Here is a 19,821-nt window from a genome sequence, read left to right as displayed (position 1 = left end):
GTCTTTTGCAGGATATTTTAGAGACGTAAGATATAGTACAGGAAATCAACCTGTGCAGATTTTCAAGAGAGGTTAAAATGAGCCATAATTCTCCGAAATCTAAAGCGGCGGCTCTACTGTTGTGCTTCTTTCTGGGTGTTTTAGGCATCCATCGTTTTTACATGGGATATGTGACGATAGGAGTGATTCAGCTTCTCACCGGCGGCGGTTTCGGTATTTGGTGGATAATTGATTTTATACTGTTGGTTTTGGATAATCTACCTGATAGTAAGGGCCGCAGTTTGGTTTAATTAGAATCATTGGTTCCTTATCCTGGGTGTTGTTTGGCTCGTTCTTTTACCGCTCTTCAAAAAGCCGGCACAACTCAACAAGCACTAAAAATAAGAAGAAAAAATTATGCTGGATTTGACTGCAAAAAAGCTCATTTTTCTACTTTTGCTGACAGTTGTGAGTGCCGGTGCCTTCGGTACTTTTGCCGAGTTGGAAACCAATGTTTTGCTCAAATGCTATGGATTAATCTTGGTTTTGCAAGCGGGGTTTGCTTTAGTTTATCTGGGGTATTACCGGCGCCGACGTGAATTTTAATCAGACATTAACTTTTCTAGGGTAATTTAACCTTTAGCACTTAAATAAATTTATCGGTATTGCTACATTTAAAAAACCAAATTTTTCAAATCAAAACCCCCCACCGGCAGTAACTCCGCCTGTCTACCACAATCCCCTAAATCTGTCAAGCAAACTTCTAAATATTGAGCCGGCTTATATAACAATCTCTCAGCCCATTCTATCGCCACAATCCCCGGTGTTACTTCCACCCCTTCCCAATAAATCTCCGGGTATAAACTCGCCGCTTCCCCCTCCGCAAGCCGGTATAAATCAAAATGGTAAAGAGGGATACGACCATCAGTATATTCGCTAATCAGCGTAAAAGTAGGACTAACAACCAAATCCGCAATACCTAAACCTTCAGCCAACCCTTGAACCAAAGTCGTTTTCCCAGCCCCTAAATCGCCCTTTAATAACAGCAAACTCCCCGGTTTTAAAGTTTCGCCAAGACAAAATCCCAGACGGTAAGTTGAGTCTGGAGTAGGAAGATTTAGAATAGTTGATTTTCGGGTCATTTTACACTAACCAAAACACAAAAAAGCACTCTAAAACTAAGCTAAGAATAAACTTTATTACAGGATATTTATCATACCACAAAAGCAGTAAACATGAAAAGAATTACCAAAAATTCCTCACAGAAAAAAAGGCTAATTGGGAAAACAGATCAAAGCTTGGAAGTTAATAAAATTTCCAGAAAATAATCAAAAAGAGCCAATCTAGCTGTCAGGAAAACAGCCGCCACAGACAAAAGCAATTACAAAGCTTGAACACGGCTATACCAACGCAGCAAAACGCGAGCAAGCTGGTAAGGGTTGTGGCGAACATAGCCAGTTTCGGTGTCTTCTTCCATAATATTTGCTAAAACAATACGTCGGCCCAATTTAGCAATCGCTTCTCGGTCAAGAAAAACAGGTGTAGATTTTTCTTGAGCATAACGAATTAAAGCTTGAGCAGAGGGTACTTTTCGCTGGACAATAACAGAATTAAACAATTGTTTACCACCACAAGCATTATCAATAGCTTTGATATGATCACCCACGCTGTAATCTTGCGTTTCCCCTGGTTGGGTCATAATATTGCAAATGTAAATTCGGGGCACTTTAGTTTGTTCAATAGCTTCGGCAATTTCGGGAACCAGTAAATTAGGGATGACGCTGGTGTAGAGACTGCCAGGGCCAATAATAATCAAATCAGCTTCGCGGATAGCTTGCAAAGCTTTGGGTAAAGCCGGCGGGTTGGCGGGGGTGCAGCCAATTTTGACGATATTACCACCGGCCTCAGTAATGCTAGACTCGCCTTCAATGCGTCTTCCGTCACTCAGCACAGCCCAGAGGTTAACATCAGTGAGAGTGGCCGGTAAAACTTGGCCGCGTACTGCCAGGACTTTAGAACTAGCCGCGATAGCTTGTTCAAGATCGCCTTCAATGTCACTCATAGCGGTGAGAAAAAGGTTGCCGAAACTGTGCCCGATTAAACCGTTACCGGCTTTAAAGCGATATTGGAATAATTCAGTTAACAGTTTTTCTTCATCAGCTAAGGCTGCCAAACAGTTGCGGATATCGCCGGGGGGAAGCACACCAATTTCGCGGCGCAGTCTGCCAGAGGAACCACCATCATCAGCAACAGTCACAATAGCGGTGATGTTGGCGCTATATTTTTTCAGTCCTCTGAGAAGCGTTGATAAACCGGTGCCCCCGCCAATGGCTACGATTTTTGGGCCTCGGTGTAGTTTGCGGTGAGACATCAACAAGTCGATGAGTTCTTCTTCGCCTTCTGGCATCAAAACTTTGGTGATCGAACCGACAGTCCGGGTTTGGCCCCAAAATATTAGGATCAGGCCAAAAGCGAGAACAAAAGGGCCGCTGATGTAGCTGGGAATGACTGTGGTGAGGTATTCGAGGATCTCTTCGATGATTTGGATCAGGTAAAAAATGGGGGTGAGTTTGATCCAAATGGCAATGCCGAGACTCGTGAGGAGGACGCCACCGGCACTCATTAGTAACCAGCGTTTAACAAATAACCCCGGAGATAACCATTTAAACCACTGGCTAAGTCGGTTCGGTGTATGGTTTCGAGATTCGTGGGTAAGGACGAAAAGCGCTTGTTTGAATAATCCTATTGACATACGGTTTAGGGGTGTAAGGGATTAAGACCTATGAACAGACAATTTACACGGCTTTGATGCTGTAGCGGCAAGTAAAATAATTACGCTTCTAAGGTTAATCTGACAAAGTTTCTGTGTCTAATGTTGCAGTTGGCAGGACTGCCATTGAGTTTGTCTCAAGATATACTGCCAGAAAGTGACGTTTAAATTTTTGAAAATCAATCTCCGGTTTGCCGGTGCTTACTAGCAAGTTGAGTTTTTTTCTATGAAAGAGGGAGTAATTGAGCTTAAGGGCATTTCTAAGTCGTTTGGTGACAATCTGATTTTGGATCAAGTCGATCTGACCGTTTACCGGGGTGAGGCTTTGGCCATTATCGGCCCGTCGGGGACGGGGAAATCTACATCTTTGCGAATTATGGCGGGGTTGCTTGCGCCCGATAGCGGCGAGGTTTATGTGGAGGGTCAGCTTCGACAGGGTTTGATTGGCGATGCTTTTGACCCGATTCGCATTAGTATGGTGTTTCAGCAAGCGGCTTTGTTTGACTCCTTGACGGTTGATGAAAATGTGGGTTTTTTACTTTACCAGCGATCCAAACTTCCGCGCCATAAAATTCGGGAATTGGTGGAGGAAAGTTTGGAAAGAGTAGGGTTGTCTGGGGTGGCTGATCGCTATCCTGATCAGCTTTCCGGTGGGATGCGTAAGCGAGTCAGTTTTGCGAGGGCGATTTTGAGTAACCCTGATAATCCTCGTGATACGCCAGAGGTGGTGCTTTATGATGAGCCTACTGCCGGTTTAGATCCGATTGCTTCTACGGTGATAGAAGATTTAATTCGGGATTTGCAACAAAATCAAGGGGGTTGCAGTACCTATGTGATGGTGACTCACCAGGATAGTACAATTCGCCGCACGGCTGACCGAATTGTATTTCTTTATCAAGGTAAGGTGCAGTGGGTAGGTACAATTGATGACATTGATACGACAACTGATCCGTTAATTCGACAATTTTTTAGCGGCAGTGTCACCGGCCCGATTGTTGTTGCCGGTTAACATAATTTTCTATCTTTAGATAGATGTATTTTGGTTTGTTTTAAAATAAGGAGAAGCGAAGACCTAACATCGAAAAATAATCGTCTTTGGTCATTGGTCAAGAGTGATTGCAAAAAGATCAGGGTCTATCGCTAGTGACCATTAATGCAAGACGGTTGACACCGGACAGAAGACACAGGACAAATTTAATTTTAAAACATTGCAGAGGAAAAAGTTATGCGTTCCCGAACAGTGCGAGAAGGATCTGTGGGTTTGTTGCTCTTGTTGGGGGTGGGTTGTTTTGGGGCTTTGGTTTTGTGGTTGGGCGGGCTGACTTTGGGGAGAAATTATTATCGGTTTGTGGTGAATTTTCAGGAAGCGGAAGGGCTGGAAGTGGGGACGGAGGTTCGCTATCGTGGCGTTAGTGTGGGTAAAATTACAGCGATTAATCCGGGTCCAAATACGGTAGCGGTGACGGTGGAGGTGACTCCATCGGATTTGGTGATTCCTCGTGAGGGGGTTTTAATTACTTCCAATCAATCGGGTTTGATTGGCGATACTTATATTGATATTACTTCGACTATTCCCGTTTCTTTGGGGTCAAATGTGACTAAGCCTTTGGATAAAAATTGTAACTCGGATTTGATTATTTGTAATAATTCTAAGGTGCAAGGAGAAACAGGGGTGAGTTTTACGAGGCTGATTGAGTCTACGATTGAGTTGACTAACGTGGTGAATAATCCTGAGTTGTTTAAAAATATTAATACGTTGGTAGAAAATAGTGCAACGGCGACGGCGGGGGTGAGTGATTTGACAAGGGAACTTTCGAGTTTAAGTCAGTCGGTTCGTCAGGAGTTGAGGGGTTTTTCTGAAAATGCTAATAATTTGACGCAGAAGGCTAATCAAATTGGCGATTCGGTGGATCAGGTTGTTAATCAGGTGGGGGGATTAACTAATCAGTTTAGTTCGAGTATGAATGAGTTTACTTTGACGGCTAATCAAGTTCGTGTAAGTGCGGCGCAAGCAGATCGTTTGATTACAAATGTGAATAATTTGGTGATGAGTAATAGTTCAAATTTGGTGGCGGCGTTGGATAATTTGGGTGCGACAAGTGTGGAATTACGGACGGCTGTGGGTGGTTTGTCGCCAATTTTGGATCAGGTGAAGGGGGCGGAGTTTATTAGAAATTTGGAGAGTTTATCGGCGAATGCTGCTTTGGCTTCTGCCAATTTTCGCACTTTTTCTGAGGGGCAAACAATTCGCAATATTGAGACGGCGACGGCGAATGCGGCTTTGGCTTCTGCGAATTTGCGCCAGCTTTCTGATCCTTCTAATTTGATCACTTTACAGCAAACTTTGGAGTCGGCGCGGGTGGTTTTTCAAAATGCTGAAAAGATTACTTCTGATCTGGATGAGTTGACTGGTGATCCGCAGTTTCGAGGGAATATTCGCCGCTTGGTTAATGGGTTGAGTGGCTTGGTTTCTTCAACTCAACAGTTACAGCAGCAGGTGGAGGTTGCGAAGAGTGTGGCGCCTTTACAGTTGACGGTTGATAGGTTAGCACAAGATGTTGTGGAAGATAACGGGGAGGCTGTTTTGAAGAAGCAACAACTCCCGACGGTTAGGGTGATTTTGCCGGTGAGGGCGGCGGTGAATACGCCTTCACCGCAGGGTGAGGAGTAACAGAAATTAAGAAAAAAAGGTGAAAAATTATTTGGCTTTTTCTACAGTTTTGGTGTTAGATCCATTCTTCCTCGTCTCCTTGTTGGGTGTAGCTTTTAAATATGTTTTTGTTGGCGTGAATTTCGCGGGTGAGTTCAAATAGTTTTTCTTCGGTTATTCCCCATTTATCAAGGATTTCTTGGAGGCTTTTTTTAATTTCTTTGGCGCCGGGAAATCCTTTATAGCGAATGATTAACCGGGCTAGTTCTGCTTGATAATATTCGCTTGGTTCTTCTGCTAGGATGGTGGCGATGGTGTCGCTGTCTTTTTTTTCTTGGGGGTGTTTTTGATCTAAATTGGTGGATTGTGCCATAGTGATGTTTTGTGGGAGGGTTTTTAAGTAGAAGCACTTAATTATTTGTAGGATGGGTAGAGCGTAAGCGATACCCATCAAAGCGTCGAGAGTGTTGGGTTTCGTTCCTCTACCCAACCTACATTACATATAGAGTTTAATTAAGTTGACTTACTTAATTCAATTGGCTAATTATTCAAAAGCCGTTTTTTTGACGAGTAAAGGCGGATTTATTAATATTAAAGGTCAATTAGAGGCTATTTAACCGGCCACGAATTAACCGGCATCTTATCAAAAAAAACCTCAATTTTCAAGACTGCTCAAAAGAAAATCCATGAACCTCAGCATAGCGGTGTAAAAACCGCATCACACGCTCAAAAGCCTCCTCACCCTCTACATCAAAAGAACACTCAGCAGCAGACAAATTATCATCATCCACAAAAACAAACTTAATCCCATTTGGATAAACCTGAATAGCCCCCTCCTCATCCCGCAGCCAGAGATTTTCAATTTTATTCGTAAAACTGCGCCCCTTTTCCAAAGCCTGAACTTGTTTAAACGTCAAAACCACAGTTTTTTTAGCAGAAAAGCGATTTTTCCGTAAACTCACCCCGCTAATTTCCTCTTCCAAACCATCAATAAACTGCACAGAAACAACCGGCATAAAAACCACCCCAAAATAAACTCCTATCTCCAGCCTATCATTTTTGCTGCTTAAATTTCACACAACTTTCTAAAAAACGAGCCGGTAACTCAGTCGTAGCCCCCCAGTGTAAATGCACATAAGAAGCGTGTAAATTAGGCATCCCCCACCCTTCCAACTCGCTTGTACTCTGTGCAGAAATACCCCGGATTTCAAATAAACGTGCGGGAGTTTTTTCTTCCCCTTCATAGCAAAGTGTCAGAGAAGATCGATGAAATTCATGCCCCCAAACCACCTGATCTTTTGCTAAAAGCGGACTATCCTGTAAAGCCACACATTGCCGGTATCCCAAAGTTAACCTTTTACCCATCACCGCAGAAGCCGGTATAACCCCAACCCCCCGCCAATTTTTCCCCTCAAAATCGATAATTTCCTCACACAAATACATCAAACCCCCACACTCAGCATAAACCGGCATCCCCCCCAAAATTGCCTCCCGTACTGCTTCCAACCCCCGCTTATTCTCACTTAACTTTTCCGCAAAAACTTCAGGAAAACCACCCCCAAAATATAAACCTTCAACATCAACCGGCATTTTCTCTTCCAGCGGACTCCAAAACACCAACTCAGCCCCTAACTCCTCCAACATATCAAGATTATCCTGATAATAAAAATTAAAAGCCTTATCACGCGCAACAGCTATTTTTATTAAATCCAATCCCTTAAATGTAGAATGGCGCTCATGTTGCCCGCCCCACTGGTGGGGTAGGCATCTTGCCTGCCCTACATCTGCGGTTTTAATCTCCAATAACGGCAGCAAACTTCCCCAATCAAAACACTCATTACCTATCTCAGCAAGCCTCTCAATAACCGCATCTAAATCCCCTAACTCTTCAGAAGGAACTAAACCCAAATGCCTATCAGGAATGCTAATTTCATCAGTACGCCTTAACACCCCCAAAACCGGCAAATTCAACCCCTCCAAAGCATCCTTCAGTAATTCTAAATGCCGGTCACTTCCCACCCGATTTAATACCACACCGGCCATTTTAATTCTACTATCTAATGTGCAATATCCGTGTGCGATGGCGGCAACCGAACCCGACAACCGCGAACAATCTATCACAAATATAACAGGCAAATCTAAAATTCTAGCTATATGTGCGGTACTGGCATAATCATTTTTGTCTGGTTGGTGAGCAGTTTTAACACCATCAAATAAGCCCATTACGCCTTCAACAAGCGCATATTGGGGCGGTTTCTGACAATCTTGTGTATATTTGGCAAAACATTTCCTCACATAATCTTCAGAAGTGAGAATAGGATCTAAATTACGACAAGGCCGGCCAGTAACATAGTGATGAAACATAGGGTCTATATAATCCGGCCCAACTTTAAAAGACTGCACCGGCACCCCACGAGATTTCAAAGCAGCTAAAAGCGCCAGAGTAATAGTAGTCTTTCCCGCCCCACTGCGTTCACCGGCAATAATTAAACTCATTTGTCATTTATCATTAGTCCATAGTCATTTGTCCTTTGTTCAAGAGTCTTTTGTCAAGGGTAAACATGATGTAAGTAGAAGCACTTAATTATTTGTAGGATGGGTAGAGCGTAAGCGAAACCCATCAAAGCCTTGAGAGAGTTGGGTTTCGTTCCTCCACCCAACCTACATTACAAATGACAAATGACAAATGACCAAGGACAAAAGACTATTGACACTTAAGAATTTGAGAAGTCACAGCCAAACTTTCCTCATAAAGCATTTCGCGTCCCCAACGTTGTAACTGTTGGCTGAGGAGAATTTCAGCTTTTTGGTCACTGCGAGGCGCTACCTGCTGAATGCGACAAGCTTGGGCACCGCCTTTAGCTTCCATCCGCATACAGCCGGTGGTTTGAGAGCAAAGAACAGTACAGCAGTCGGCTTGTTCGTTAGTAGAAGTCAGACGCAAACTAATTAAATCACCAGGAATATCACCCCAGTCAGCAGTGGGGATAGCAGCAAGTTCTGCCTCAATTTCTTTGTTGTCTTTACCTTGGAATGTAATGCGTTTAATTTGATAATCGCCGTCTTCTTGTTGGCAAGAAACCGGCACCCAACCCAGACGACTTGCCAGCCAACCCAAAAACATTAAAGCTTGGCTAGGATTGCCTTTTTCGTAGTCAATGGTAACGCGATCAACTTCATAAATAGCAGAGCGACGTTCTGGGGGATCGAAAGCTTCAGCCGTTAATTCTTGCCAGGGGGCCAGCCGGCGCCAATTGAGATCCGCCACAGCAATACCGGCATCAATGAGGGCTTGGACGCGCCGCACACCAACTTCTGGGTCATTAAAAGCGCTGGAGTCTACAATAACCGAGTTGCTGTCGTCAGCAAGGCGTTTGAATAAGCCCATATTAATATCCGGGGCTGCTTTCCACCACAGGAATTTAGGCAACTCGCCAATTAATAAAGCTCCAATCATACCCCCCACTCGTTCCAAAGCTTCTACAGTTCCTTTGAGAGTGATGTATTCACAGCAGATCAGAGTATTGCTGCTTTGTTTATTGATAGGACAATAGGCCGAAACTTGAGCGCTGACACCTTCATCTTCCCCAGAAACCGGGCAAAGAGTAATAATACGGCAGGGGTTACGGGAAGCAATTTCGTCAGCGATGGTACTTTTGGCATCAGCCGAATACCGGCTCTTGCCATTTCCATTTTTCCCATCACCACCATCGAAGCTTTGAGCAAACGCTTCCCGAAGTTTAACGAGGGTTTCGTTATTGGGTTTAGTTGTCACCGGCAAACCAAAGGTTTTTTGAGCAGCAGCTAAAGCGGCTTCCATACGCGGGCCACCAATACCATCAATAGGGCCGGTGTAATAACCCAAAGCAGCTAAAAGTTGTTGAGTTTCTTCAGGTTCGTACACCAGTAAACTAAAAGTTGCGGCGCGAGTGGCGGTGGGGATGTTATTCACATCACCCATACCGCTATAACTTTGCCAAATTTTACTAAGTTCGGCTTCAATGTCGGCAATGGATACATCTTTGGGCGCTTGCAGAGAATAAATTGGTGCTGTTTGTACTGTCATAATTTATCCTTTTGTCATTTGTTATTGGTGTAGTCATTAGTCATTAGTCATTAGTCATTAGTCACTCGTACAAATAACAAAAAACAGTTAGCTGATTGCTCATTACTCATTGCACACTCGTACAAATGACTGTTTGACAAATGACTGTTTGACAAAAAACGCTTTTTACAACCGGCGCCACCGGCGTCCGTCGCGTTCGAGGAGTAGTTCAGCTTCGGCGGGTTCCCAAGTACCGGCCTCATATTGGGGGATAGTTGCCGGATCTGCCGGGGCGTCCCAAGCATTGAGGGCCGGTGAGACAACACGCCATGCTTCTTCTACTTCATCAGCACGGGTGAACAGAGTGGCGTCGCCTAGCATACAGTCTAGTAAAAGCCGGTCGTAGGCATCGCCAGAGGTTTTGCCGAAGGTGGAACCATAGCTGAAGTCCATATCAACGGGACGAGTGCGGAGGGTGATACCGGGCGTTTTGACTTCAAAGCGTAGAGAAATACCTTCGTTTGGTTGAATGCGGAGGGTGAGGACGTTGGGAGAGGCTTGTTGGGCGGCTGATTGGAAAATCAGATAAGGCACTTCACGGAATTGAATTGCAATTTCCGAGACTTTTTTGGGGAGACGTTTGCCGGTACGCATATAAAAGGGTACGCCTTTCCACCGCCAGTTATCGATAAGCAGTTTCATAGCGACGTAGGTAGGAGTCGTAGAATTGGGATCGACTCCCGGTTCTTGACGATAACCGGGGACGGGGTTGCCTTTCATCCAACCGGCACTATATTGGCCTCGGATCGCGGAGTGTTCTAAGTTGCGGACATCGGCGAGGTGAGTACCTTGGAGGACTTTGAGTTTTTCGGTACGGATGCTATCGGCGTCGAGGGCGTTGGGAGGTTCCATTGCCGTGAGGCAGAAAAGCTGCATGAGGTGGTTTTGTACCATGTCTCGCAAGGCCCCGCTGGTTTCATAGTAGCCGGCGCGGTCTTCAACTCCGACGGTTTCGGCAACGGTGATTTGAACATGATCGACAAATTGCCGGTTCCACAGGGGTTCAAAGATGGCGTTTGCAAAGCGGAAGACCAGGAGGTTTTGGACGGTTTCTTTCCCTAGGTAGTGGTCAATTCGATAAATTTGGTTTTCTTTACAAACTTGTTGAACAACGCGGTTTAAGAATTTGGCGCTACCCAGATCGCGTCCAAAGGGTTTTTCAATAACTAAGCGGGTTTTGGTGGGATCACTTAACAACTCGGCCCCTCCTAACTGACGAATAGCTTCGGGGAAAAAGTTAGGAGAAACCGAGAGATAAAAAACACGGTTGCCACGAGTTCCCCGCATTCCGTCGAGTTCATTCAGGAAGGTTTTTAGTTTTTGGTAGCTTTCGGGGTTGTCGATGTCGCCGGAGCAGTAAAATAAGCCTTCTGCGAAGTCTTTCCAAAGTTCCTCGGAACCAATACCATCGGAAAATTGTTCGACGCCTTCGCGCATTTGTTCGCGGAAATAATCGTGACTCCAGGGCCGGCGGGCTACACCGACAATCGTAATTTCGGCAGGCAGTCGGCGTTCGCGTTTGAGGTGATAGAGGGCCGGTACCAGTTTACGCTGAGTTAAATCACCCGATGCGCCAAAGATAACTAAAATCAACGGTTCCGGGGTGCGTTCTTGGGTTAGGCCAAGGCGGAGGGGGTTTTCTAACAGTGTTACCATTTTTTATTGTTTTCCTTCTATTGCTTTTTTTGTCAAGAGTCATTAGTCATTGGTCTTTTGTCGTTTGTCTTTTGTCCTTTGTCCTTGGCAGGCGGGACGCCTGCGCCACTAATGACTCTTGACCAATGACTAATGACTATGCTTACACCGGCATTAATTTATCGACCTTTTCTTGCAAGGATTTAATCAATGATTCAAACGGCTGAATAAATTTATCAATGCCGTCTATAATCAGTTCGTCCATCACTTCGTCAAGGTTAATGCCCAATTTCGGTAATTCTTCAGCCAATTTATAAGCTTCTTCGACATTGGTTTCAATGCGACTTGCCACATCGCAATGATCCGCACAAGCTTCGATAGTGGCCGGTGGCAATGTATTCACCGTATTAGGCCCAATCAATTCATCGACATACAATACATCGCTGTAGTTTGGATCTTTGGTGCCGGTGGATGCCCACAGCAATCGCTGCATTTTTGCGCCTTTTGCCGATAAAGCTTTCCAGCGGTCTGTCTGAATAATCTCCTTGTATTTCTGATAGGCAATTTTGGCGTTAGCGATAGCAAACTTACCTTTCATCGCCCGCAGTTCTTCTTTTTTGGCATCATCTTGGGCTGCCTCAATCAACTTATCCAACCGGGCATCAACATTGATATCAATCCGGCTGATAAAAAAGCTGGCAACTGACGCAATATTAGAAATATCTTCGCCTTTAGCGGCCCGTGCTTCCAAACCGCGAATAAACGCCCAGGCCGTCTCCACATAACTTTGCACCGAGAACAACAAAGTCACATTGACATTGATCCCCGCCGCAATTACCTCTTCTACTGCCCTTAAGCCTTCCGGTGTCCCCGGAATCTTAATCATCACGTTATCCCGACCAATCTCACTGTAATAACGTTTGGCTTCCGCAATTGTTTTTTCGGCATTGTGTGCTAAATCGGGTGGCACTTCAATACTTACATAGCCATCCAAACCATCGCTTTGCTGATAAATGCCGCGAAAAATATCACAGGCATTGCGAATATCATCAAACACCAAAGATTCATAGATATCTTGTACTGATTTACCGGCCTTAATCCCTGCCTCAATATCAGCATCGTAAACCACATTACCGGATATCGCCTTTTGAAAAATTGCCGGATTTGAAGTGATCCCCACGATGCCGCGAGTCGTGATCATTTCCTTAAGTTCCCCTGACTGAATTAAATTCCGAGTCAGGTTATCCATCCAGATGCTTTGATTGTAATCTTGTTCAATCTGTAATAAAGGATTGTTTGCCATTGTCATACTCTCTTTGTTGTTTCTAAAATTCCTGGGTAGTATTGATGATTCAATAGTTAAAGTTTGTTGTGAGAAAAACAATTAACTATGAATTCAATGCCCTAAACGATTCCAACTATCTGACGGCGGAGGGTTGTGCTTTTAGTGCTTCTTCCCTCGCTCGCTCGTGAATAAAAGACTCAACCATTGCTACGTCCTCTGTACTGCCAATAATCAGCGGGGATCGAGCATGGATTTTATCAGGGACTACATCTAAGATATCTTGCGTGCCGGTGGAGGCCCGTCCTCCCGCTTGTTCCATCAAAAACGCCAAGGGTGCTGTCTCATACAACAAGCGTAATTTACCCTCTGGTTTTTTCAGTGTCCCTGGATACAAGAAAACTCCTCCCTGAAACAAAATCCTGTGAAAATCACCCACTAAGGCTCCACCATATCGGGCTGTATAACCCTCATGCCGGTGGACATAGCGAATATAGTCTCGAATCGATTCATCCCACTGCCAGAAGTTTCCCTCGTTGACGCTATAAATCGAGCCGTGTGTGGGTGTGGTGATATTTTCAGAAGAAAGAATAAATTCTCCTAAACTGGGGTCAAGGGTAAACGAATGTACGCCTTTGCCAATTGAATACACCAACATCGTACTAGGGCCATACAAGACATAACCCGCCGCGATTTGTTTGCGTCCATTTTGCAACAAATCTAGGGCTTCCCCATCTTCATCATTTCCCTCTTGCTGACGAATGGCGAATATTGATCCCAAATTCAAATTTATATCCAAATTTGAGGAGCCATCAATGGGGTCATAGAGCAGGGTGTAACGTCCAATGGGGCAGTTTTCGGGAATGTAATAAGGTTTATCCATTTCTTCGGAAGCTAAGCGACAGACTAAACCGCTTTGCTTGAAAACGGAAATGAAAACCTCATTGGCATAAACATCCATCTTTTTGACAGATTCTCCCTGGACATTCACCTCGCCGGTGAAGCCTAGAACGCCTTCGAGCAAACCGGCCCGCGAAAGTCTGCGGGATATCAGCTTGGCCGCCAAGGCAATGCGGTTCATAATAGCGCTGAGATCCTGAGCATCAGGGCCGAAACTCTGGAGTTGTTGGAGAACGTGACGCGACAGGGTTGTACAGTCACGATCTAAGCTTGGTACTTGAGAAGATGGCTCTTTGATGTCTGCCATTTTTTGATCCTCCCTCTATGTAGAGAGGTTGCTGTCAACGTCTCTACCATTTTGTGGGACTACCGGCAAGGCCGCCTGCTGGCTTACGATGCCGACCGTCCTTCTCTTACTATCTTAGGGAGGCATTTTTCTGAAAGCTTCTAACTTTAGATCAACTAAAGAAACTTCTCTCTTCAGAGGGAGTATTTGTACTTAGGGATATAAAAAAACCGGCATTTGATGGGTCTGCCGGTGTGTATAGCGAAAGATCAAAAAGGCCGTTTAAGAATCGGCTCAATCAATTGAGATCGACTGAGGGCCACTGTTACCATTAGTTTCGGGGCCGGTAGTATAGCTAGAAGATGAAGTGCCGGTTTGTTGTTCTAACCAGCTTTTCACCGGCTCGTCGGACAGATTTAAGCGCAAAACTCCAGAAACGAACCCCCCTAAAAAAGCAGCGGGATTCTGGACAAATTCCTTAAAAACCGGGTTGAGTTCGTCAAGAAACATTTTTGAAACTCCTAAAATAAGCGTTCTGCTGGTATCCTAACGCCTCAAGGCTGGTGGATGACCGACAAGGGGCCGGTCTAGTCATTGGTCATTGTACAAAGGGCAAAGGACAAATGACCAATGACAAAGGGCATTATTCAGGTTTTTGCTCTGGGAACATACATTTATCGGAGTCGCAACCGGCCGGCCCTGCTTCTGGCATTTCCCCGCGATCATAACGCCCTAACGCTGCGTGGAAATCTTCTGTACGCCGGCGCTCTTTAACTTCCTTGACTAATTGCTCATACTGTTGCTTATTGATTGGTTCAAAAGGCAAGCGGGGGAAAGATTGCAGGTCATCAAAACGAGCCAAAAGCGCCGCCGAAATATACCCCTCATCATCCCGAATTGCCTCATAAATCCGCGTTCCCAAGGCTTCGACTTCTTCAGAACGCAACTCAATAGTGGCTGAAGAATTATGCGCCGTCCAGTTCTGTTGCACATTCATGTAAAAATCCATTTGTGCAAGAGCGTTAAATTTGCTGATTTCAATTTCATCGGCTCCTGGTAAATCGGCCCAAGGAACGGAGACAGGAATTTCAATCAACCATTCTGTACAACGTTCGGAAAATGGATCATTAAGTAAATTACCATTTTCATCTTTATCTGATTGCGAGGGGATGACATTATAACCGTAGTCAATACAGGCTAAAGCTACGGGGTCATTTTTACGGAAGGTAATGCGACGAATAAAGCGCTGTGCTTTTGGCGGGTGCCAGCCGGGGGATGCGCTGGTGAGCAAAGATTTTGTGCCGGCCGGTTGAACCGTCGTACAACGATTGGGGCGTTTTAAATTGTGTCGATCACAATAATCCCAAATCACACGATGGACTATTTTTTTCCACCGGCTTAAATATTCGGCTTCCTGTTGTTTAAATTCTAATCCTTGCATGGTAGCCGGTCGGCCTTGTTCCCACCAGCGCAACCAATCGACGCCGAAAGCAGTAACAAAGAAATCAAAAAGGCCGGTGAATGATACCCCTACAATTGGGTCTAATTCCCGACTGTATTGGTAACGAGGTTCCATAAATTTGTGATTGAGGAGAACTGCTACCGAAAGAGCGCCGGCGCTGAAAGCATCCTCAATTTCTTTTTCATTTTTCGGGTTAACTTGATTTAGGTGAACCTCCGCCAAATTGCAATTCCCTGTTAGAGAATTCCCAAAAACCCCTTTATGAAACTCAGGTTCATTAAAGCAAAACGTCTCATGCAATCCGGGCAATTCTTCAACAGAACGAACAATTTGCCATTTACCTTTAGCAACTGATTTACGTCCCTTCGTAGTATCCAAACGCTGACAAGGTATTTTCTGGCAATCTGTGATTTGTAGATAATACAAATCCTGCGCTCTGACACCATAATTTGTTACAGAACCCTTATGAGCGCAAAGATTTAGAGATGAACGGATACCGCATTTGGTCAACAGCAATTGAAAACGGTACGCACGATCGTAGTCGGATATATAAATGCGAATACCATTTCCAGCCGTATTAGAACCATCCGTATCTGCGACACCGGCAACAAAATGTAAAATTGCTTTAACATTCCAACTTGCGATTAAACTCAACGCTTCAGGATTCGTCTTTAGAGATTTGAGAAACTCCCCAGAAAACCCTAAATCAGTGACATCACAAAAAGCCGGTGCATAGCCATATTCACGAACGGGAGATATATTTCCCGCAACTAATAAATCCGACTTTTTATCATACAGCCGAATTTTAGCTTGATTTCGATTGGTAGTACCATCCCCAACAGCAACCCCCAAAGTATAAGCATAGTTTGCATCAATATCCAAACCATCCTCATACTCAATAGTAAAAGGTTCGGTGTGAATCGCGTAGGGGCTGATATCCATCAAATCTTTGGTTTGAACTTCTTTATAAGTCTTACCAAACCTATCTTTCACAAAAAATCGATGATATTCTGTCGCATCCAGATAGGAACCATCGCCAAAACGGACACGATATAACTTTTGATTGGTGCCGGTTTGAAAAGGGGTAACTTTACTCCACCGAAGCCCATTCCAAATTTCAATTTCTTGTCCCACAATATCTTTAATTTTGTGGATGCCATCACGAGTAATGAGTAGAGTTTCTCCTGAAACACAGTGAAAATTCGCTCCAATAATCTCACCACAATTGTGAGCAACAAGACCGTTGGCATCAAAACGTGCCGGGCCGGGAACAGTACAGTCATAAACGGGTTCCACCCCATCGGGTTCGATCGCGGCAACAGTGACACTGAAGCGATCACGGTTGAGATTGCGTTTGTAGTTGCTCAGTGAGTCATTGAGTTGATGTTGTTTGTCGGGCTGACGGAAGCCAATCCGATCTCGGAACCAGCTTAAGTTATCGTTGGCAATCACCAATTCATGCTGCGCTTGGCAGAAATAGGGCGCGGGGTTGCGATTGCTATCCGGCAAAAAACGCACGCCCCCTAAGCGACGATTTTGATAAATCGTTGAAACAATGCCCATACGCAGGAGCATTCGTTGAACCGCCGTCAACGTTGCTAGGTTGCTTTGGGCCAAGCGAATACTTATGCCTTTTTGTTGGCTGCCTTGAACACTGCCATCAGCATCAAAGAAACCACATAAAAAGCCACAGTGGAAGGCATAGCTCGATTGCTCAATCTCAGGAGTGACAACTTTTTGCCCCTTCCGAAGACCAAACTGAGCAGCCAGCACGGCTAAGCCACTGGAAGTTACTTGCTGTAAATGATGGCGGGGGTTGTAATGCCCAGCTAGATGACTACCGCAAGTCACTGTTGCTTGAAGCGTCGCCACCGCCAATGCAATCATTTCATCCTGAGATTCACCCCAAAAACGGAGAATGCCTTGGTCATGCCAAGCAGTTTCCGCAAGTGAACCATCGCCGAGCAAACTGCCGAGAAGCCAGCCTTCTTCAAATGTTCCCGTTCCTGACCAGGGTTGAATATCCCGGTGATTATGCAAACAGAGCCTATCACCCGGTTTTAAATCTGCGGTGGCTGTCCATTCGACGTATTGCTGTTTCTGGGTTTGACTGGTGATGCGTAAAAGCTGATGGTTGGGGGTTAATCGCAGAGAAATGCCTTCGTGAGTCGTTACCTTTAAAACCGGTTGGTTTCCTGTATAGAAAAAGCCTTCAGATGTCGTACTAAACAGTTCACCATTGACGTAGGTTCCGTGCTGCTTGCCAAGCAAATCTTTAACTTGACGGGGGCCAAATTCTGTATGAATCCAGGTATCAGCCGTCACACAAGGATTCAACCCCACACGGGCTAACCGATGCTCGATTTCTTGTTCGGGCATATTGGGATAGTTTGTCTGGAACCATTCTTTAATTGTTCCTTCTTGGTAAGCCTTCAAAAATGCCTTTTTAGTTTCTTGATTCGGCAACAAATCAATATTAGCTCTGGCAATTGCTTCACCGGCCCACTGAATCGCACCTTCCCCAGAATAATATTGCTTTCGTACAGCCTCTATTGTTTCTTCTAGGGTTGGTTTGCGGTGGAAAACGCGCGTATGATTTGCCATTCGTAAAGCATCCCTTTCGGGGTCAATTCGCCAGTTGCCAGCCTCATCGCACTGCCAGAGATTTTCTTTAGCACCGGCAAACAAATTATCATCGCTTACCCCTTGCCTCATGCCGGCAGAATTAGACACTAAAATTCCCTCACAGACAAATTCATGGATGCTGGCAACCTCAATATCATAGGTGTGTGCCGTCCTTACATCCATTTCAACGCCGTCTACTTTGACAGGAATTAAATTTGTTGCATCAGCGATAAATTTCTTCAACGTAGGAGCAATCATTTGTGTTTGTTGATTGATCCATCCATATTGATAGCTATTCACCAAAGGTCTTACCATTTCCTTCGGGAAACCATGATCTTTGAAAGATTTAGGACGTTCGCGTTTTCGCAGAGCAAAATATACTGAATAACTCAACAGCATTGTTTCTGCTGCTTCAAAAGCACGCTCACCTACCGTTACCAGTTCCCCTTCCCATTTACCTGTTCGTTTCCGCACTGAAGAACAAAGGCGTGTCGTAATTCCCAAAGACCCATAGACTGTTTGAACTTGTCGGAGGAAGTCTGGATAAACCGAAGCCACCAAAACCCCTTGAGAATGACAGCCATCGGCATCAGCTAAACCGGCCAAATAAGCCTTACGAATGTCTGCCGTTCCCATCAAAATACAGTCAGGAATCGAAATCGAAGTAAACGGCTTTTTGAATTGAGATAGGTACTCATTTAAAGCACTACTATTGAATTGCAGTTCAAAAGCTTTTGCTTGGCACTGTTCGGGGGAACGCAGCGTATAAGTTTCTAAACCAAACTGTTGACCAACTGCGATTAATTTCTCAATAATCTCAGGTGAATCTTGAGCAATTCTGAATCTGACTCGCCATGTATCAGACGCCACAGAACCATCCCCGTGTAAGTAACCTAAAAAATAGGCGACTTCGGTGGTTAAAGCTGGTACCGTTAGGCATTTAGCTTTCTTACCCTCTTTGGGTTTAAAGCTTGGTAATTCGGTGGCTGTCCCTGGTATTGCTTGCGGTACAAAAATTAAGCGATCTCCTTCTTTTAGGTCTTTCGCTTTGACCATTTTGTAGTTCCCATAAACATCGGTTAAAACCGCTACTTTATGGTCAGCAGTACACTCCAAGTATCCATCCTGAGTTTTGATACGGCATAAAGGCTGAACTCCTTGGTCGAAAAAGTTTGTCACGGGGTAAAAGCCTTTGCTCGTCAAAACTCGATCCCCAATTCTGATTTTTTCTATGGGAATTAAGCCTGATTCTGCATGAACAAGTGCCCCCGCAGGTAAACATCTTCTGACGTTACCGGCAACCACAACTACCGCAGCTTCATCAATCAATAAACAACATTCAACAGAATTAAGCTGCCGGCCTATTGCCTTATTCAAAATTCCGGCACACCGGCTATATAATTCTGGTAATTTAACAGGATTCGCTACGCCACCAAATCCTTTTAAGGGTTCTCCCACCGGCCTCACATCGCTAACATCAATGATGACATTTACTTCTTTTAAAAAACGTTCATCAGTTGACAATTCCAGCAAAGTTTGATAAGACTTTACCCAACCTTGCCGCGAATCTCCAACATTAATTAATACCTCGTTCCCGGTTATTTTCACATCAGTTTCTTGTCGGCGATTTTGGGCAATGGTAGAGCCTATTTCGCCTTGAATTTTGACGTTAATGCGGTTACGAATTGCAGGTAATTGATTAATATAACGGGGTTCTAATACGGCGCCGGTGCCGCATCCCATCATGGCTAAATCCATCAATAATCCAAAGGCGCGCCAGTCGCAAATATTGGTGGATGAACAGTTATAAGCGCCGGAAAAGTTCTCTGGTTTTTCGATCCATTCTGTGCCTCCAACCCACAACCACCGGCCAGACGTGAGCGATTTTAATTCGCACTGCATCCGGTAAATGAGTTCGGTTTCATCGGGGGTGAGGTTGCCAAGTTTTGCTAACCCAGAGACGGTTCGCTGTGACACTTCCTGCCAGGTTTCGCGTCCTTGGGGGGTACGCCGGCTGTACGTCCTGAAGAATACCGGATTTGCTGCCGGTGCGCTTTCGGGAAATTGGCCCTTGGCTGTGAGACTAAGTTCTTGAACCATTGCTTTTTGGCTTCGTCCTGTTCTGAC

General features: G+C 44.9%; 15 protein-coding genes. 4 read left to right on the top strand and 11 right to left on the bottom strand.

Annotated elements, in window-relative coordinates; translation table 11 throughout:
* The first annotated feature begins 77 nt into the window (after window positions 1-77).
* A complete protein-coding gene (locus NG798_RS11685; RefSeq protein ID WP_261222735.1) occupies window positions 78-290 on the top strand; it encodes a TM2 domain-containing protein in 213 nt (70 codons plus the stop codon).
* A gap of 106 nt (window positions 291-396) precedes the next feature.
* Window positions 397-585 carry a hypothetical protein gene (locus NG798_RS11680; protein WP_261222734.1) on the top strand — a complete coding sequence of 63 codons (189 nt, stop codon included), beginning with the start codon at window positions 397-399 and terminating at the stop codon, window positions 583-585.
* A gap of 68 nt (window positions 586-653) precedes the next feature.
* On the opposite strand, the gene tsaE is transcribed toward NG798_RS11680, so the two are convergent.
* Window positions 654-1,121 (bottom strand): tRNA (adenosine(37)-N6)-threonylcarbamoyltransferase complex ATPase subunit type 1 TsaE, encoded by a 468-nt coding sequence (tsaE, locus tag NG798_RS11675; RefSeq protein ID WP_261222733.1) that lies wholly within the window; start codon window positions 1,119-1,121, stop codon window positions 654-656.
* A 239-nt stretch (window positions 1,122-1,360) separates the two neighbouring features.
* On the bottom strand, window positions 1,361-2,731 hold the full coding sequence (yvcK, locus tag NG798_RS11670; protein WP_261222732.1) for a gluconeogenesis factor YvcK family protein: 1,371 nt from the start codon (window positions 2,729-2,731) through the stop codon (window positions 1,361-1,363).
* 244 nt (window positions 2,732-2,975) lie between these two features.
* On the opposite strand from yvcK, the gene NG798_RS11665 reads away from it, so the two are divergent.
* The gene (locus NG798_RS11665) at window positions 2,976-3,758 is read left to right on the top strand and encodes an ABC transporter ATP-binding protein (protein ID WP_261222731.1); all 783 of its coding nucleotides are present in this window, start codon (window positions 2,976-2,978) and stop codon (window positions 3,756-3,758) included.
* A gap of 216 nt (window positions 3,759-3,974) precedes the next feature.
* Window positions 3,975-5,420: an MlaD family protein gene (locus NG798_RS11660; RefSeq protein ID WP_261222730.1), complete on the top strand. Its 1,446-nt coding sequence runs from the start codon at window positions 3,975-3,977 to the stop codon at window positions 5,418-5,420.
* Window positions 5,421-5,475: 55 nt separating this feature from the next.
* On the opposite strand, the gene NG798_RS11655 is transcribed toward NG798_RS11660, so the two are convergent.
* The 9 genes from NG798_RS11655 to nrdJ form a co-directional block, all read right to left on the bottom strand.
* A complete protein-coding gene (locus NG798_RS11655; RefSeq protein WP_261222728.1) occupies window positions 5,476-5,772 on the bottom strand; it encodes a DUF3288 family protein in 297 nt (98 codons plus the stop codon).
* Window positions 5,773-6,061: 289 nt separating this feature from the next.
* Complete coding sequence (gene psb28, locus NG798_RS11650) at window positions 6,062-6,415, bottom strand: photosystem II reaction center protein Psb28 (RefSeq protein WP_261222726.1); 354 nt, start codon at window positions 6,413-6,415, stop codon at window positions 6,062-6,064.
* Window positions 6,416-6,452: 37 nt separating this feature from the next.
* Window positions 6,453-7,895 carry a cobyrinate a,c-diamide synthase gene (locus NG798_RS11645; RefSeq protein ID WP_261222725.1) on the bottom strand — a complete coding sequence of 481 codons (1,443 nt, stop codon included), beginning with the start codon at window positions 7,893-7,895 and terminating at the stop codon, window positions 6,453-6,455.
* Window positions 7,896-8,103: 208 nt separating this feature from the next.
* On the bottom strand, window positions 8,104-9,465 hold the full coding sequence (gene opcA, locus NG798_RS11640; protein WP_261222724.1) for a glucose-6-phosphate dehydrogenase assembly protein OpcA: 1,362 nt from the start codon (window positions 9,463-9,465) through the stop codon (window positions 8,104-8,106).
* A 165-nt stretch (window positions 9,466-9,630) separates the two neighbouring features.
* Window positions 9,631-11,160, bottom strand: a complete 1,530-nt coding sequence (gene zwf, locus NG798_RS11635; RefSeq protein ID WP_261222722.1) for a glucose-6-phosphate dehydrogenase — start codon at window positions 11,158-11,160, stop codon at window positions 9,631-9,633.
* Between the two features lie 142 nt (window positions 11,161-11,302).
* Complete coding sequence (gene tal / locus NG798_RS11630) at window positions 11,303-12,442, bottom strand: transaldolase (RefSeq protein ID WP_261223236.1); 1,140 nt, start codon at window positions 12,440-12,442, stop codon at window positions 11,303-11,305.
* A gap of 115 nt (window positions 12,443-12,557) precedes the next feature.
* Window positions 12,558-13,628, bottom strand: a complete 1,071-nt coding sequence (gene fbp, locus NG798_RS11625; RefSeq protein ID WP_261222720.1) for a class 1 fructose-bisphosphatase — start codon at window positions 13,626-13,628, stop codon at window positions 12,558-12,560.
* 273 nt (window positions 13,629-13,901) lie between these two features.
* Window positions 13,902-14,117, bottom strand: coding sequence for a hypothetical protein (locus NG798_RS11620; protein WP_261222719.1), 216 nt, complete (start codon window positions 14,115-14,117; stop codon window positions 13,902-13,904).
* 133 nt (window positions 14,118-14,250) lie between these two features.
* Window positions 14,251-19,794: a ribonucleoside-triphosphate reductase, adenosylcobalamin-dependent gene (gene nrdJ, locus NG798_RS11615; protein ID WP_261222718.1), complete on the bottom strand. Its 5,544-nt coding sequence runs from the start codon at window positions 19,792-19,794 to the stop codon at window positions 14,251-14,253.
* Window positions 19,795-19,821 lie beyond the last annotated feature (27 nt).

It is taken from the genome of Ancylothrix sp. D3o, assembly GCF_025370775.1.
In the GTDB taxonomy this organism is placed as follows: Bacteria; Cyanobacteriota; Cyanobacteriia; order Cyanobacteriales; family Oscillatoriaceae; genus Ancylothrix.
The sequence above is the reverse complement of the archived record's forward strand: the minus strand, read 5'-3'. Positions and strand labels throughout refer to the sequence as shown.

Bases quoted from the DNA above. Each gene is read 5' to 3' on its own strand.
- NG798_RS11685 (WP_261222735.1), top strand. From the start codon at position 78: ATGAGCCATAATTCTCCGAAATCTAAAGCGGCGGCTCTACTGTTGTGC.
- NG798_RS11680 (WP_261222734.1), top strand. From the start codon at position 397: ATGCTGGATTTGACTGCAAAAAAGCTCATTTTTCTACTTTTGCTGACA.
- tsaE (WP_261222733.1), bottom strand. From the start codon at position 1,121: ATGACCCGAAAATCAACTATTCTAAATCTTCCTACTCCAGACTCAACT.
- yvcK (WP_261222732.1), bottom strand. From the start codon at position 2,731: ATGTCAATAGGATTATTCAAACAAGCGCTTTTCGTCCTTACCCACGAA.
- NG798_RS11665 (WP_261222731.1), top strand. From the start codon at position 2,976: ATGAAAGAGGGAGTAATTGAGCTTAAGGGCATTTCTAAGTCGTTTGGT.
- NG798_RS11660 (WP_261222730.1), top strand. From the start codon at position 3,975: ATGCGTTCCCGAACAGTGCGAGAAGGATCTGTGGGTTTGTTGCTCTTG.
- NG798_RS11655 (WP_261222728.1), bottom strand. From the start codon at position 5,772: ATGGCACAATCCACCAATTTAGATCAAAAACACCCCCAAGAAAAAAAA.
- psb28 (WP_261222726.1), bottom strand. From the start codon at position 6,415: ATGCCGGTTGTTTCTGTGCAGTTTATTGATGGTTTGGAAGAGGAAATT.
- NG798_RS11645 (WP_261222725.1), bottom strand. From the start codon at position 7,895: ATGAGTTTAATTATTGCCGGTGAACGCAGTGGGGCGGGAAAGACTACT.
- opcA (WP_261222724.1), bottom strand. From the start codon at position 9,465: ATGACAGTACAAACAGCACCAATTTATTCTCTGCAAGCGCCCAAAGAT.
- zwf (WP_261222722.1), bottom strand. From the start codon at position 11,160: ATGGTAACACTGTTAGAAAACCCCCTCCGCCTTGGCCTAACCCAAGAA.
- tal (WP_261223236.1), bottom strand. From the start codon at position 12,442: ATGGCAAACAATCCTTTATTACAGATTGAACAAGATTACAATCAAAGC.
- fbp (WP_261222720.1), bottom strand. From the start codon at position 13,628: ATGGCAGACATCAAAGAGCCATCTTCTCAAGTACCAAGCTTAGATCGT.
- NG798_RS11620 (WP_261222719.1), bottom strand. From the start codon at position 14,117: ATGTTTCTTGACGAACTCAACCCGGTTTTTAAGGAATTTGTCCAGAAT.
- nrdJ (WP_261222718.1), bottom strand. From the start codon at position 19,794: ATGGTTCAAGAACTTAGTCTCACAGCCAAGGGCCAATTTCCCGAAAGC.